The organism is Polynucleobacter rarus (genome assembly GCF_003072505.1).
GTDB classification, from domain to species: domain Bacteria; phylum Pseudomonadota; class Gammaproteobacteria; order Burkholderiales; family Burkholderiaceae; genus Polynucleobacter; species Polynucleobacter rarus.
This window is the reverse complement of sequence record NZ_NTGB01000001.1, coordinates 1,452,565-1,466,609: the sequence shown is the minus strand read 5'-3', so window position 1 is coordinate 1,466,609 and position 14,045 is coordinate 1,452,565. Positions and strand designations below refer to the sequence as shown.

The following is a 14,045-nucleotide window of genomic DNA, read 5'->3' as shown; positions in this document are numbered from 1 at the left end:
CAGCTTTCCAATCTAGTTAAAACTTATGCTTTTTGACCACCGTATTTACAATTTTGCACCTGGTCCTGCAACACTTCCTGAAGATGTGTTGCAACGTGCTTCAAAAGATATTCTGAACTGGCAACAACTGGGTACCGGAGTGATGGAAGTCAGTCATCGAGGTAAGCCCTTTATGGCTTGCTACCAAGAAGCAATGACTGATTTGCGCGATTTGATGCAGATTCCAGAAAATTATGAAATTCTCTTTCTCCAAGGTGGTGGAATTGGTGAGAATGCTGCTATCCCGATGAATTTGATGAACCTTGCAAAAAATGGTCCTCAAGCAGATTTTGTAGTTACAGGTACTTGGTCACAAAAATCAATCTCTGAAGCTTCTAAATACGGCTTAGCTAGACTTGCAGCGAGTAGTAAAGAACAGGGTTTCAACACGATTCCAAACAATGCGACATGGGATATTTCTGAAGATTCAGCATACTTGCATATTTGTGATAACGAGACTGTTGGTGGACTTGAATATGGTTATGTTCCAGACACTAAGGGAATTCCTTTAGTTGCTGACATCTCAAGTAATATTCTTTCTAAAGTGATTGACGTATCTAAGTACGGTGTACTTTTTGGTGGAATTCAAAAAAATATTGGACCCGCAGGAATGACGATTGTCATTGTTCGTAAAGATTTAATTGGTCATGCTATGCCGATTACTCCAACAGTGTGGGATTGGAAAATTCAAGCTGCCAATGATTCGATGATTAACACTCCCCCAACCTTTGCAATCTACCTTGCCGGCCAGGTTTTTAAATGGCTGAAACAGCAAGGTGGAGTAAGTGCAATTGAATCGATCAATCGTAAAAAATCAGATTTACTTTATCAAATTTTGGATAATAGTTCATTGTTCGATGCAAGGGTAGACCCTGTTTATCGTTCAAAAATGAACGTTACTTTTTATCTAAAAGATGAATCCTTAATGGATGTTTTCCTAAAAGGCGCTGAAGATAACGGCATGATTGGTCTGAAGGGGCACAAAAGCGTAGGTGGCATTAGAGCCAGTATTTACAATGCTATGCCACTTCTAGGAGTAGAGAAGTTAGCCAATTACATGCTCGAATTTGAAAGAAAAGCCTGATGAGTGATGATTTAAAAGATCAAGAAGAAAAGCGTCTGTTGCCACTTCGTCAACAAATTGACGCGGTTGATCAACAAATCATTCAACTCTTATCTGAGAGAGCGAAAATAGCACTAGCGGTTGGTGCCGTGAAGCATGAATATGGTTCACCGGTTTTCCGACCTGAAAGAGAAAAACAGGTTCTCGAAAAATTAGCTCAGCGCAACCCAGGCCCTTTAAAAACTAAAGGTTTACAAGCGATTTGGCAAGAGGTAATGTCAGCTTGTAGAGATATTGAAGGATCAATCTCGGTGGCTTATTTGGGACCTGCTGGTACTTTTTCTGAAGAAGCAACTTTACAGTTTTTTGGTAAATCAATTCAGCTAGTGCCTTGTTCTTCTTTAGATGAAGTGTTTGCTCAAGTTGAAAATGAAACGGTTCAATATGGTGTCTTACCGATCGAAAATTCTTCTGAGGGGGCCATTTCTAGAACCTTAGATTTATTACTAGAATCAAATTTAATTATTAGTGGTGAAATTGCCATTCCGATCAAGCATTCACTCCTAAGCTTATCCGGGACGCTAGAAGGTATAACGGAGGTCAGTGCTCATGCACAGGCGCTTGCGCAGTGTCAGCAGTGGTTAACGGTGAACACTCCACAATTGCAGCGTCAAGCAGTCAGTAGTAACGCTCAGGCTGCTAAACAGGCTGCCTCAAATCCTGAACAAGCTGCTATTGCTAGTTCTTCTGCAGCTAACCAATATGGCTTAAAGGTTGTTCAGCAGGGGATTCAAGATGATGCGCACAATCGCACACGATTTATTGTGGTGGGCAAGCAAGCTTGTTTGCCAAGTGGCTCAGATCAAACTTCATTAATTTTATCGGTTGCCAATCAACCTGGTGCGGTTTATCAAATGTTAGCCCCTTTAGCTAAACACGGCGTTTCCATGACGAGATTTGAATCGAGACCCGCCAGAAAAGGGACTTGGGAATATCATTTTTATGTCGATATTGATGGGCATCAACATGATGCCAAAGTGGCTGAGGCGCTGAAAGAGCTTTTACATGCGACAGCCTTTTTTAAATGCCTTGGATCTTACCCCAAAAGTAATCCTTTGATAAAAAATGCTTGATTAATTACTGTGCTTACTAATTAAGTATTACAGATAGAATATTTACTAACCTAATATTGATAGTTATTGCTCATGTCAGAAAACTCTAAAACCACTCTAGGTCTTAAACAAGTCCAAGCTATAGCTCCTTACATTGGCGGTAGACCAATCAGTGAAGTTGCTCGTGAGTATGGTCTTGATGAAAACAAGATTATCAAACTCGCCTCTAATGAAAATCCTTTAGGGTTGCCTGAGTCTGCGAAAAATGCCATGTTAGCAGTGATGAATGACTTGGGAAGATATCCCGACTCGAATGGCTATGAATTAAAAAAAGTTATTTCAGAAAAGCTCCAAGTGCCTGAGCATTGGCTAACACTAGGTAATGGTAGTAATGATATTTTGGAGTTGGTTACACGGTCAGTTGCGCAAAGCGGTGACGAAATTATTTTTTCAAAACATGCTTTTGCTGTTTATCCATTAGCAACTCAAGCAGTAGGGGCGAAAGCGATTGAAATTGATGCAAAACCTGCTGATTTAGGTCATGATCTCAACGCGATGTTGTCTGCAATCAATCAACACACAAAATTAATTTTTGTGGCAAATCCAAATAACCCTACGGGTAGCTTTTTATCCGGTGAGGAAATCCAAGCATTTTTAACGAAGGTACCTAGTCATATCGTCGTCGTGATTGATGAGGCGTATAACGAGTATTTATTGCCTGAGCAACAATATGATGCGATTGCCTTTGTACGTCAATATCCGAATGTCTTGGTATCAAGAAGCTTTTCTAAGGCCTATGGTTTAGCTGGTTTACGCTTAGGTTTTAGTGTTGCACAGTCTGATTTAACTGATTTATTGAATCGTATTCGACAGCCATTTAATGTGAACTCATTAGCCATGGCCGCAGCGATTGCAGCGTTCAACGATGCGCCATTTTTAGCGCAAGGTGCAGCGATTAACCGAGCTGGATATATACAACTAACCCAAGCCTTTGAAGAAATGGGCTTACATTATTTACCATCCGCGGGTAATTTCGTTTTAGTTCAAGTTGGCGAGGATGATCAAGCCGGAAGTAGAGTCAATCTTGCGCTATTAAAAGCAGGGATCATTGTTCGTCCAGTGGGTAACTACGGATTACCAAAATGGCTCAGAATTTCGATTGGCTTGCCGGAAGAAAATAGTGCTTTTATTGCAGCATTGCAACAAATTCTCGGTAAGTAATTCATTACTATTCGAACCAAAGTCTATGACTTCACCAACTCATCATCTTTTGACTAATACCTTCCAAACGGTCGGTATTATTGGCGTTGGCTTGATTGGTGGCTCCTTAGGTTTAGCTTTAAAGCACCATCAAATATCTAGTAAAGTATTAGGTTGTGGTCGGTCCCGACCCAACATGGAGGAAGCTCTGAGGCTCGGAGCTATCAGCGAAATTGCAAGTCTTCAAGAGCTCGGTGAACAAGCTGATTTAATCATTCTATGCGTACCGGTTGCTCAAACAAAATCGGTACTAATGCAATTAGTGCCGTTTCTTCGTAAAGAGACCCTCTTGATTGATGTGGGTAGTACAAAATCAGATGTCATAGCCATTGCTAAGGAGGTACTTGGTGAGCAAGTGGGTCAGTTCATACCGTGTCATCCGATTGCTGGGGGAGCCCAACATGGAGCCTCGGCAGCGAAGTTTGATTTATTTGAACAACGCCAATTAATTATTTGCCCACTTCTCGAAAATACCCCACAAGCGATCTTGTTGATTAAACAAATGTGGCAACAGTTAGGATCAGTAGTGTTTCAGATGTCGGCTTTGATGCATGACCATATTTTTGCAGCAGTTTCTCACTTACCACATCTACTCTCTTATGCTCTCATGCTTCAAGTGGCTAATTCAGAGGATGCTCAAGCTAAATTTGCGCATGCAGGTGCTGGATTCCGAGACTTCACGAGGATTGCTGGATCTAGCCCAGAAATGTGGCGAGATATTTCCTTTGCAAACTCGGAAGCGATTCTTAGCCAACTCGATGAGTACGTAAATATTTTGCAACACTTTAAAAAACTGATTCAAGACGGAAATAGCGAGCAATTAGAAAAATTACTGATGATTGCCAGTCAATCAAGAAATAACTGGAAAGGTTAACTTCATGAGTAGTTCTTCACTTCATCTAGAGCCGATTACTTCAGCTCGTGGCCAAATTACTCTACCTGGGTCCAAAAGTATTTCTAATCGCGTATTACTTTTAAGTGCCCTGGCAAGTGGTACAACCAGCTTACATGGCTTATTGGACGCTGATGATACAAGAGTGATGCAGTCTGCTCTGACAGCTCTTGGTGTGCACTTAGAAAATCAAACACGTGACAATGAGTCAATACTTCTTGTTCAAGGTTGTAATGGTCAGTTTGTAAACAATACAGCGGATTTATTCATGGGGAATGCAGGTACAGCGATTCGCCCATTGACAGCTGCGCTGGCAATTCTTGGTGGCGACTATCATTTACATGGCGTCCCAAGAATGCACGAACGTCCGATTGGGGACTTGGTCGACGGCCTCAAAGGAATTGGCGCAAAAATTGACTATCTAGGACAGACAAACTATCCACCGATTCAAATTGGCTCTGGTCATTTGCTGTTAGATCAAGCGGTAAAGGTGCGAGGGGATGTTTCCAGTCAATTTTTAACAGCTTTGTTAATGGCCTTGCCTTTAACTGCCCATCCTAGAGATATTTGTATTGAGGTAGTGGGTGAGTTGATTTCAAAACCGTATATCGAAATCACCCTCCGTCTCATGGAAAAATTTGGCATCAAGGTGATTAATAATAATTGGCAGTCTTTCGTAATACCTGCTTTTAAGCATTCTCAATCTGCAGTTTATATCTCTCCGGGCGAATTTTGGGTTGAGGGTGATGCATCCTCAGCTTCTTATTTTTTAGCCGCAGGTGCTTTGGGTGGCGGTCCACTGATGATTAAGGGTGTTGGTAGAGAGAGTATTCAAGGGGATGTGGCCTTTGCGAATGCGCTCGCTATGATGGGAGCGAATGTTACGCAAGGAAATAATTGGATAGAGGTAAGAGGAGTTGACGAAGCGGGATTACAGGCAATCGATATCGATTGCACTCCGATACCTGATGCAGCCATGACCTTAGCCGTTTTAGGCTTATTTGCCAAAGGTACGACTCGCCTAACTGGCATTGCGAGCTGGCGGGTCAAAGAGACTGATCGAATTGCGGCAATGGAATGTGAGTTAAAAAAATTTGGGGCCACAGTTTCTTCGGGTGATAATTTTATTGAAGTTAGCCCACCTGAAACTTGGACTTCTCCAATTGGTGGGGTAGATACTTACGATGATCACCGTATGGCGATGTGTTTTTCACTGGCAGCATTTGGCCCCGTTCCTCTGGAAATTAATGATCCGGCATGTGTCAGTAAAACATTCCCTCATTATTTTGATGAGTTACGTTCCGTTATCGCAGTTTCGAAATAATCGTAAGGATTTGCTTCCATGGTTTCTGATTCAACTTTTCCTGTCATTGCGATTGATGGACCAACCGCATCTGGGAAGGGGACTGTAGCGCAATTGGTGGCCAATCATTTAGGTTTTCATTACTTAGACAGCGGCGCGTTATATCGGATTGTTGGTTTTGCTAGCTTACAGAAAAATATTCCTCTAGATCAAGGGCTTGCACTTGCAAAAATGACACAGTCCCTACAAATCGAGTTCAAGGGAAATAATATTTTTCTTGATAATCAAGAAATTACAGAGTTGATTCGCACAGAAGAGATGGGTTTACGTGCCTCTGCGGTTGGTGCAATTCCAGAAGTTCGACTTGCTTTATTGTCTTTGCAAAAGAGTTTTTTAAAGGCTCCGGGTTTAGTTGCGGACGGTCGTGATATGGCTACAGTTATCTTTCCAGAGGCAATTTTGAAGGTATTTTTAACTGCTTCTGCCATAATTCGTGCAGAAAGAAGATTTAAACAATTGAAAAACAAAGGAATATCTGCTAATATTGACACTCTTTTAGGTGACTTATTGGCACGTGATGAACGCGACACTCAGCGTAAAGACGCTCCGTTATGTCAGGCAATTGATGCCCATCTACTAGATACGAGTAATATGGATGTTGAAAAAGCGGTGCAAAAAGTACTCTTTTGGTACCAAAAAGTAAGTAAAGAAGGTAGTATTTGAAGTTGTAGTTTGTAGTAAAGAGTAGCCCCTTGTTGAATCCCGGCGCGCCTTTTTTTAAATAGAAAGGTTCTTTAAAGCGTCTCAATCAGGGTTTATAAACCTAACCCCGTTGGCACTGCCAACTAGATGAGTAAAAACCATGTCTGAATCATTTGCAGCCCTATTTGAAGAATCATTAGCCCGTTCGAATATGAAAACTGGGCAAGTTATTTCTGCCGAAGTTGTCAGAATTGACCATAATTTCGTTGTAGTAAACGCTGGATTAAAGTCTGAGGCTTTTATCCCTGTTGAAGAATTCCATAATGATCAAGGTGAACTTGATGTGCAACCGGGAGATTTCGTTTCTGTTGCAATCGACGCCTTAGAAAATGGTTATGGCGATACAATTTTATCCCGTGACAAAGCAAAACGCCTCGCTTCTTGGATGAATTTAGAAAAAGCCCTCGAGCAAGGTGAGATTGTCACTGGTGCGGTGACTGGTAAAGTAAAAGGTGGTTTAACTGTAATGGTTAACGGTATCCGTGCTTTCTTACCAGGTTCATTACTAGATACAAGACCAGTTAAAGATACGTCTCCATTTGAAGGTAAAACAATGGAGTTCAAGGTCATTAAATTAGACCGTAAGAGAAACAACGTTGTTCTATCTCGTCGTGCCGTTGTAGAAGCAAGTCAGGGCGAAGAGCGTCTCAAGTTAATGGACAACCTCAAAGAAGGTACAGTTGTTCAAGGTATTATTAAAAATATTACTGACTACGGTGCATTCGTTGATCTAGGTGGTATTGATGGATTACTCCATATTACTGATTTGGCATGGAGAAGAGTACGTCACCCAAGCGAAGTATTAACAGTTGGTCAAGAAGTTACAGCGAAAATCTTACGTTACGATCAAGATAAAAACCGTGTTTCACTCGGTATCAAGCAATTAGGCGATGATCCATGGGTTGGTATTGCTAGACGTTACCCACCAAGCACACGTTTGTTCGGTAAAGTAACCAACTTAACTGATTACGGTGCATTCGTTGAAATTGAAACAGGTATTGAAGGTTTAGTACACGTTTCTGAAATGGACTGGACTAACAAAAATATTGCCCCAGGAAAAGCGGTTCAATTAGGTTTAGATGTTGAAGTAATGGTGCTTGACATTGATGAAGATAAGCGTCGTATTAGCTTAGGTATGAAGCAATGTAAAACAAATCCATGGGAAGAGTTCTCACGTAACCACAATAAGGGTGACAAGATCTCAGGCGCAATTAAATCAATTACCGATTTTGGTGTATTCATTGGTTTAGATGGTGGCATCGATGGTTTAGTTCACTTGTCAGATATTTCATGGCAAGAAACTGGTGAAGAAGCTGTTAAAAAATTCAAGAAGGGTGATGAAATTGACACCGTTGTTCTTGCAATTGATGTCGAAAAAGAACGTATTTCTTTAGGTATCAAGCAGATTTCTGGCGATCCTTTTACAAACTACACTTCAGCAAATGATAAAGGTGCTTTAGTAACTGGCACAATTAAATCAGTGGATGCTAAAGGTGCTGTTGTGCATTTGGCTGACGAAGTTGAAGCGTATTTACGTGCTTCAGAAATCTCAACAGAACGAGTTGAAGATGCCCGTAATTTGTTAAAAGAAGGTGAAAGCGTTTCTGCAATGATTATTAACGTGGATCGTAAATCACGTAGTATCAATCTTTCTATTAAAGCGAAAGATAATGCTGATCAACAACAAGCGATGAGCAAGTTGCAAAATGATTCAAGCGCTGGTACGACTAATCTTGGTGCATTATTGAAGGCTAAGTTAGATAATCAAGGTTGATAAGGAAGGTACTACTGGGATACCAGTAGTACCTTGATCATTATTTGGGAGGAAGGGACTATGCTTAATCAAAATAAAACTTATTCGCAAGATGTTGTCCTAGATAGTTCAATTACAAGATCAGAGTTGATTGAATTATTAGCATTAAAATTTCCGCAATTGTTGCCAAAAGATGTCGAGTTGGTTGTGAAAACCTTACTTGATTCAATGACTAACGCCCTAGTCCAGGGAAAGAGAATTGAACTTCGTGGTGTTGGTAGCTTTGTATTGCACCATCGTCCTGCTCGGGTTGGACGTAATCCAAAATCTGGAGCACAAGTGATGATTCCAGAAAAAAAGATACCTCACTTCAAGCCAGGTAAAGAACTTCGTGAGAGGGTAGATTACAATGCGTCCGTTTCCACCGTCCCATCCACTTCAAGTGAATGACCGTATTCATTAAATTCTGTTGGAATATTTTAGTTATTGGCAGTAGATGGCTTTTCTTTGTCTTTTTCTTTCTTTTAGCTTTAATGAATTCTCAAGAAGTTAATTTTTATTGGTTTATCAACCATTCGGTGAAAATCCCATTGATGTTTATTATCTTGGGTGCATTTTTAATGGGTATGATCTTAGCTGGGTTTGCATTTTATCGATTAAACGGGAAGAGGTCTAAATGATTTCTGTTGCCAATTATTGGCTCGTAATCCTGCCAGTTTTATTTGGTATAGGATGGCTGGCATCTAATTGGGAACGTCGACTCCAAGACGCTGTTGATAACGAAGAGCAAATTAAGAAACAAAAATCTACCTTTAAAGGCCTCAATTTATTATTGAATGAGCAACCGGATAAAGCTATCGATGCTTTAGTTGAAGTGGTTAAGCTTGATCCAGAAACGACCGAGTTGCACTTTGCTTTAGGTAGTTTATTTCGAAGAAGAGGTGAAACCGAAAGAGCAATCAGAATCCATCAACATTTGGTTGGTCGTATTGATTTAAATATGCGTGATCGTAATCATGCAGCCTACGAACTTGGCCGTGATTTTTTAAGAGCCGGTATGCTTGACCGGGCAGAGGCAAGTTTGAATCAGGTAAGCGATGGAGCCTTTAATATTCCCGCTAAAGTTGCCCTCCTTGAAATGTACCAAATCGAGAAAGACTGGCGTAAGGCAATTATTGCTGCGAACGAACTTCAGTTAATCGAAGGAAAAAATTACCAAGATCAAATTGCTCATTTTTATTGTGAGATAGCACAGGAATCAATCCGTAGAAAAGATTTCAAAATTGCAGAGGAAGCAGTTCAACAATCTTTAAGTACGGTGGAAAATCATATTCGAGCAATCACGCTAAAAGGCGAGTTGAGGATGCTGGCAGCTCGACCCAAGGAAGCCATATTAGTCTGGATTGAGATCGAAAAACATCATGCCTCTTACTTGCATTTAATTGCTGATAAATGGATGAGTGCCCATGCAGAAATTGGCCAAGAAAAAATAGGCTTACAGCATTTAAAAGATCAATTAGCAGAGCAAGCCGGCGGTGAATTATTAGATATTGTTTATCGTAATTGTTTGAAAATTGAAGGTGCTGAAGTTGCTGAGCGGTTAATGTCAGATATCATGCTTACGACACCAAGTTTGGTCGCAATGACTAAACGTCTTGAATCTCAATGGATCTTAGCAAAAGATGCTAATAATCAACCACTTGAACAAGATATTAAGGCTTCCCTCGACTTACTAAAGCTGAGAACAAGTACTTTAGTTCGTTATACTTGTAGTAGCTGTGGATTTAGAGCTAAGCGTTTTTATTGGCAGTGTCCTGGCTGTAATCACTGGGATGTTTATTCCCCAAAACGCAGCGAAGGCATGAGCTTCTCAAATTGATGATCTGCTTTTACGCTGTTGGTGATTCCGTTAAAAATGAAGCAATAGATGTTTAAAAAGTTAAAAGGACAGAAGTGAATATCACAATTATTGGTAGCGGTTATGTTGGACTGGTTACTGGAGCATGTTTAGCAGAATTGGGTAATCATGTATTTTGCTTAGATGTCGATCAAGCAAAGATTGATATCTTAAATAGTGGCGGAGTCCCTATTTATGAGCCAGGGTTAAAAGAGATGATTAGCCGTAACGTGGAAGCCGGTAGGATTCAATTTTCTACGGATATAAAAGCGAGTGTTGAGCATGGTGAGATTCAGTTTATCGCTGTTGGTACTCCACCAGATGAGGACGGCTCAGCTGATCTTAAATATGTTTTGGCTGCGGCCAAAAACATTGCAAAATACATGACAAGTTTCAAAGTTGTGATTGATAAATCGACAGTGCCAGTTGGAACAGCCCTAAGAGTTAGTCATCTGATTCGAACTGAACTAGATGCGAAGGGCTTAGTCGATCTCAACTTTTCAGTGATTTCTAATCCAGAGTTTTTAAAAGAAGGTGCTGCGGTTGAAGATTTCATGCGCCCTGATCGGATTGTAGTTGGTTCGGATGAGGATGAAGCTGGTTTATATGCAAGAGAGCTAGTTCGTAAATTGTATGCACCGTTCAATCGTCACCATGAACGAACTTACTATATGGATGTGAAAAGTGCGGAACTGACAAAGTATGCTGCTAATGCCATGTTAGCAACGCGGATTTCGTTCATGAACGAGTTAGCGAATTTGGCGGATATCGTAGGAGCAGATATTGAGGCTGTTCGTCAAGGTATTGGCTCTGACTCTCGAATTGGTTATGGGTTTTTATATGCTGGAACGGGTTATGGGGGCTCTTGTTTCCCTAAAGATGTGCAGGCCTTGTCTAATACGGCCAACGAGCATCAACTAGACTTGCGGATTTTACGGGCGGTAGAGGATGTAAATAATCTCCAAAAAGGGATCTTAGTAAATAAGATTATTAAACAGTTTGGAGAAGATTTAAATGGTAGGACCTTTGCTATTTGGGGATTAGCATTTAAACCTAATACCGATGATATGCGTGAAGCACCGAGTCGGGTCATTATTAGTGAATTAGTAAGAAGGGGGGCAATGATTGTTGCACATGATCCCGTTGCGAGTGAGGAAGCGATGCGTTCTTTAAGGCTCGACTTTGTAGACGCGCCAGAGTTATTAAATCGGATAACGATGGTAGAAAAACCGATGTTAGCGATCCCTGATGCTGATGCATTAATTATTGTGACAGAATGGAAGGCCTTTAGAAGTCCAGATTTTGAATTGTTAAAGCAACAGTTAAAAACACCAATTATTTTTGATGGTCGTAATTTATTTGAACCTTCTGTTATGTCAGAGCATGGTTTTAATTACCAAGGTATTGGTCGTCACAATTAACTAGATAAAGATACAAGATGCGCAATAGAGATTTCATTACACAAAAAGTAGCCATCGATGCAGATGGAGTGGATGGGTTTCAGAAAACTCGTTTACTAGTCGTTGGTGATGTGATGCTTGATCGCTATTGGTTTGGTGATACAGAGCGAATTTCTCCTGAAGCGCCTGTGCCCATTGTCCAAATCAAAAAAATTGAAGAGCGTTTGGGTGGTGCCGCAAACGTAGCAAGAAATGGCGCATCTCTAGGTGCAAAGATTGCAATTTTAGGACTTATTGGTCATGATGAAGCAGGTCGTCAGGTAGAAAAGATGCTTTCTGAGCAAGCGATTCAAAGTCATTTACAAATTGATGAAACGGTACCAACGATTGTAAAGTTGCGAGTAGTAGCTCGTCAGCAACAACTTATTCGTCTTGACTTTGAGGAGGATCCTGCAAATGATGTCTTGCTTTCAAAGTTAGCAATTTTTGAGGAATTATTACCTAATGTTCAAGCTGTCATTTTTTCTGATTATGGTAAAGGTGCTCTCAAACATATTCCTCAGATGATTCAACTCGCCAAGGCGGCAGATAAAATTATCTTAGTTGATCCGAAGGGAAGTGACTATTCTAAATATGCTGGAGTTACAGTCATTACGCCGAATCGAAGTGAATTAAAACAGGTTATCGGTCGCTGGCAAACTGAGTCTGAATTGGCTCAAAAGGCTGAAAATTTAAGAAGTGATTTAGGTTTAGAGGCAATTCTGTTAACTCGATCTGAAGAGGGGATGACTCTTTTTAGGAAAAATAGCATTATTGATGTTGCTGCACAGGCAAGAGAAGTCTTTGATGTCTCTGGTGCAGGGGACACTGTCATTAGTACCCTCGCAGTTGCTTTGGCAGCAGGTTGGAGTTGGGAAACAGCGATGGCCTTAGCAAATCGTGCAGGCGGAATAGTCGTTGGTAAATTAGGCACAGCAACTGTTTCTTGGAAGGAGTTAATGTGAGATTTATTGTGACTGGAGCAGCGGGTTTCGTCGGCTCAAATATTATCGCGGGGCTCAATGCTCGAGGAATCAAAGACATCATCGCAGTGGATGATTTAACGCAAGCTTACAAATATCGCAATATGGCGGATTTAGAGATTTCAGATTACTTTGATCGGTATGATTTTTTAGATCGATTGAAATCTGGCTCACTTGGTAAAATTCAAGCAGTTTTTCATGAAGGTGCTTGTTCAGACACAATGGAGTCTGATGGGCATTATATGATGGAGAATAACTATCGATATACACTGGATTTACTCGATATTTGTACGGAGCAAAAAATTGCTCTGCTGTATGCCTCTTCAGCAGCCACTTATGGTGGATCAGAAATTTTTATTGAAGAACGTCAGTACGAAAAACCGCTTAATGTTTATGGCTATTCGAAATTTTTATTTGATCAGATTCTAAGACAACGTATCGCTGAGAAAAAACTAACTTCCCAAGTAGTTGGTTTTCGATATTTTAATGTGTATGGACCGAGAGAATCACACAAAGGGAGAATGGCCTCCGTTGCTTTCCATCACTTTAATCAATTTCAAAATGGTAAAACTGTGAAGTTATTTGGACCATATGATGGCTATAACGCAGGGGAACAGTCTAGGGATTTTGTTTATATTGATGATGTTGTTAAAGTTAACTTCTTTTTCTTAGATAATCCCCATCTCTCAGGCATCTTTAATTTAGGTTCTGGGCGTGCTCAACCATTTAATGATGTTGCCCGTGCGGTTGTAAATCATATGGATTACCATCTCTTAGGGGCATCCTTTAAAGAAAAAAATCTAACTGATTTAGTTGCCGAAAAAAGGATTGAATACATTGATTTTCCTGAAGATCTGAAAGGTAAGTATCAATCCTTTACTCAGGCAAATCTAGATTTATTAAGATCTGTTGGATATCAAGAAAACTTCCACTCGGTTGAGCAGGGCGTGAGTAAATATATCCAATGGCTATTTAAAAACGCTAATTTTTTATCTACCCCTACTTCATAAATAAACTTTGTAAGTAAATTTTTTCTATACGTCAACCTATAACTACCTATAGCGTTGGCTCAAATTCATAGTAATGTTGCTATGAGTTTTTGATAGGAGTAGTTATGAAATTTACGAATCGAAATTTATTTATTGCGAATAGTCACCAAAGTGTTAAAAAGATTTTAATTAGCATTGGTTTGACCTTAGCCATCGCAATGGTGCCCCATGTCTTTGCTGAAAGCATCAATACCGTCTCTCAAGAGGTGTTACAGAACATAAAGGGGGTTGGTGCTAGTAAAGCAAAAAAAATCATTTCTGAAAGACAACAAGGTGGTAATTTTCAAAGTGCCAGTGACTTAAGGCAGCGAGTAAAAGGCGTTGGTGAAAAAACACTGAGTAAGATGGACCAAGCTGGAATTACCTTTACAGAGGCGGCCCAAGTTCGTGATGCGAAGGAAGCTGAACCGGCAATTGCTAACTCTGAAAAAAGAATTCGAAGTAGAAGTCGTAAAACAGAATAATTTGAATTAAACCATTCAGGCGTTTAGAT

General features: G+C 40.4%; 14 protein-coding genes. All 14 read left to right on the top strand.

Annotated elements, in window-relative coordinates:
* Positions 1 to 25: 25 nt before the first annotated feature.
* The 14 genes from serC to AOC35_RS06850 all read left to right on the top strand — a co-directional run bounded on the left by serC (position 26) and on the right by AOC35_RS06850 (position 14,016).
* Positions 26 to 1,123 carry a 3-phosphoserine/phosphohydroxythreonine transaminase gene (gene serC, locus AOC35_RS06915; RefSeq protein WP_108646392.1) on the top strand — a complete coding sequence of 366 codons (1,098 nt, stop codon included), beginning with the start codon at positions 26 to 28 and terminating at the stop codon, positions 1,121 to 1,123.
* Positions 1,123 to 2,235, top strand: a complete 1,113-nt coding sequence (gene pheA, locus AOC35_RS06910) for a prephenate dehydratase (protein ID WP_108646391.1) — start codon at positions 1,123 to 1,125, stop codon at positions 2,233 to 2,235. Before serC ends, pheA begins: the two co-directional genes overlap by 1 nt.
* 72 nt (positions 2,236 to 2,307) lie before the next feature.
* Positions 2,308 to 3,435 (top strand): histidinol-phosphate transaminase, encoded by a 1,128-nt coding sequence (hisC, locus tag AOC35_RS06905; RefSeq protein ID WP_108646390.1) that lies wholly within the window; start codon positions 2,308 to 2,310, stop codon positions 3,433 to 3,435.
* Positions 3,395 to 4,348 carry a prephenate dehydrogenase gene (locus AOC35_RS06900; RefSeq protein WP_245898448.1) on the top strand — a complete coding sequence of 318 codons (954 nt, stop codon included), beginning with the start codon at positions 3,395 to 3,397 and terminating at the stop codon, positions 4,346 to 4,348. The genes hisC and AOC35_RS06900 overlap by 41 nt, the downstream gene beginning before the upstream one ends.
* A 4-nt stretch (positions 4,349 to 4,352) precedes the next feature.
* Complete coding sequence (gene aroA, locus AOC35_RS06895) at positions 4,353 to 5,690, top strand: 3-phosphoshikimate 1-carboxyvinyltransferase (protein WP_108646389.1); 1,338 nt, start codon at positions 4,353 to 4,355, stop codon at positions 5,688 to 5,690.
* 18 nt (positions 5,691 to 5,708) lie between these two features.
* On the top strand, positions 5,709 to 6,392 hold the full coding sequence (gene cmk, locus AOC35_RS06890; RefSeq protein WP_108646388.1) for a (d)CMP kinase: 684 nt from the start codon (positions 5,709 to 5,711) through the stop codon (positions 6,390 to 6,392).
* Positions 6,393 to 6,531: 139 nt separating this feature from the next.
* Positions 6,532 to 8,205 (top strand): 30S ribosomal protein S1, encoded by a 1,674-nt coding sequence (gene rpsA, locus AOC35_RS06885; protein WP_108646387.1) that lies wholly within the window; start codon positions 6,532 to 6,534, stop codon positions 8,203 to 8,205.
* Positions 8,206 to 8,265: 60 nt separating this feature from the next.
* Positions 8,266 to 8,634, top strand: a complete 369-nt coding sequence (locus tag AOC35_RS06880; RefSeq protein WP_108646386.1) for an integration host factor subunit beta — start codon at positions 8,266 to 8,268, stop codon at positions 8,632 to 8,634.
* On the top strand, positions 8,631 to 8,864 hold the full coding sequence (locus AOC35_RS15920; RefSeq protein WP_108646385.1) for a lipopolysaccharide assembly protein LapA domain-containing protein: 234 nt from the start codon (positions 8,631 to 8,633) through the stop codon (positions 8,862 to 8,864). The genes AOC35_RS06880 and AOC35_RS15920 overlap by 4 nt, the downstream gene beginning before the upstream one ends.
* Positions 8,861 to 10,063, top strand: coding sequence for a lipopolysaccharide assembly protein LapB (gene lapB, locus AOC35_RS06870; RefSeq protein WP_108646384.1), 1,203 nt, complete (start codon positions 8,861 to 8,863; stop codon positions 10,061 to 10,063). Before AOC35_RS15920 ends, lapB begins: the two co-directional genes overlap by 4 nt.
* A gap of 74 nt (positions 10,064 to 10,137) precedes the next feature.
* Entirely contained in the window at positions 10,138 to 11,502 is a 1,365-nt protein-coding gene (locus AOC35_RS06865; RefSeq protein WP_108646383.1) for a UDP-glucose dehydrogenase family protein, read from the top strand.
* Between the two features lie 17 nt (positions 11,503 to 11,519).
* Entirely contained in the window at positions 11,520 to 12,485 is a 966-nt protein-coding gene (gene rfaE1, locus AOC35_RS06860; RefSeq protein ID WP_108646382.1) for a D-glycero-beta-D-manno-heptose-7-phosphate kinase, read from the top strand.
* The gene (gene rfaD / locus AOC35_RS06855) at positions 12,482 to 13,513 is read left to right on the top strand and encodes an ADP-glyceromanno-heptose 6-epimerase (RefSeq protein ID WP_108646381.1); all 1,032 of its coding nucleotides are present in this window, start codon (positions 12,482 to 12,484) and stop codon (positions 13,511 to 13,513) included. The genes rfaE1 and rfaD overlap by 4 nt, the downstream gene beginning before the upstream one ends.
* Positions 13,514 to 13,617: 104 nt before the next feature.
* On the top strand, positions 13,618 to 14,016 hold the full coding sequence (locus AOC35_RS06850) for a ComEA family DNA-binding protein (protein ID WP_108646380.1): 399 nt from the start codon (positions 13,618 to 13,620) through the stop codon (positions 14,014 to 14,016).
* The last annotated feature ends 29 nt before the right edge of the window (positions 14,017 to 14,045 follow it).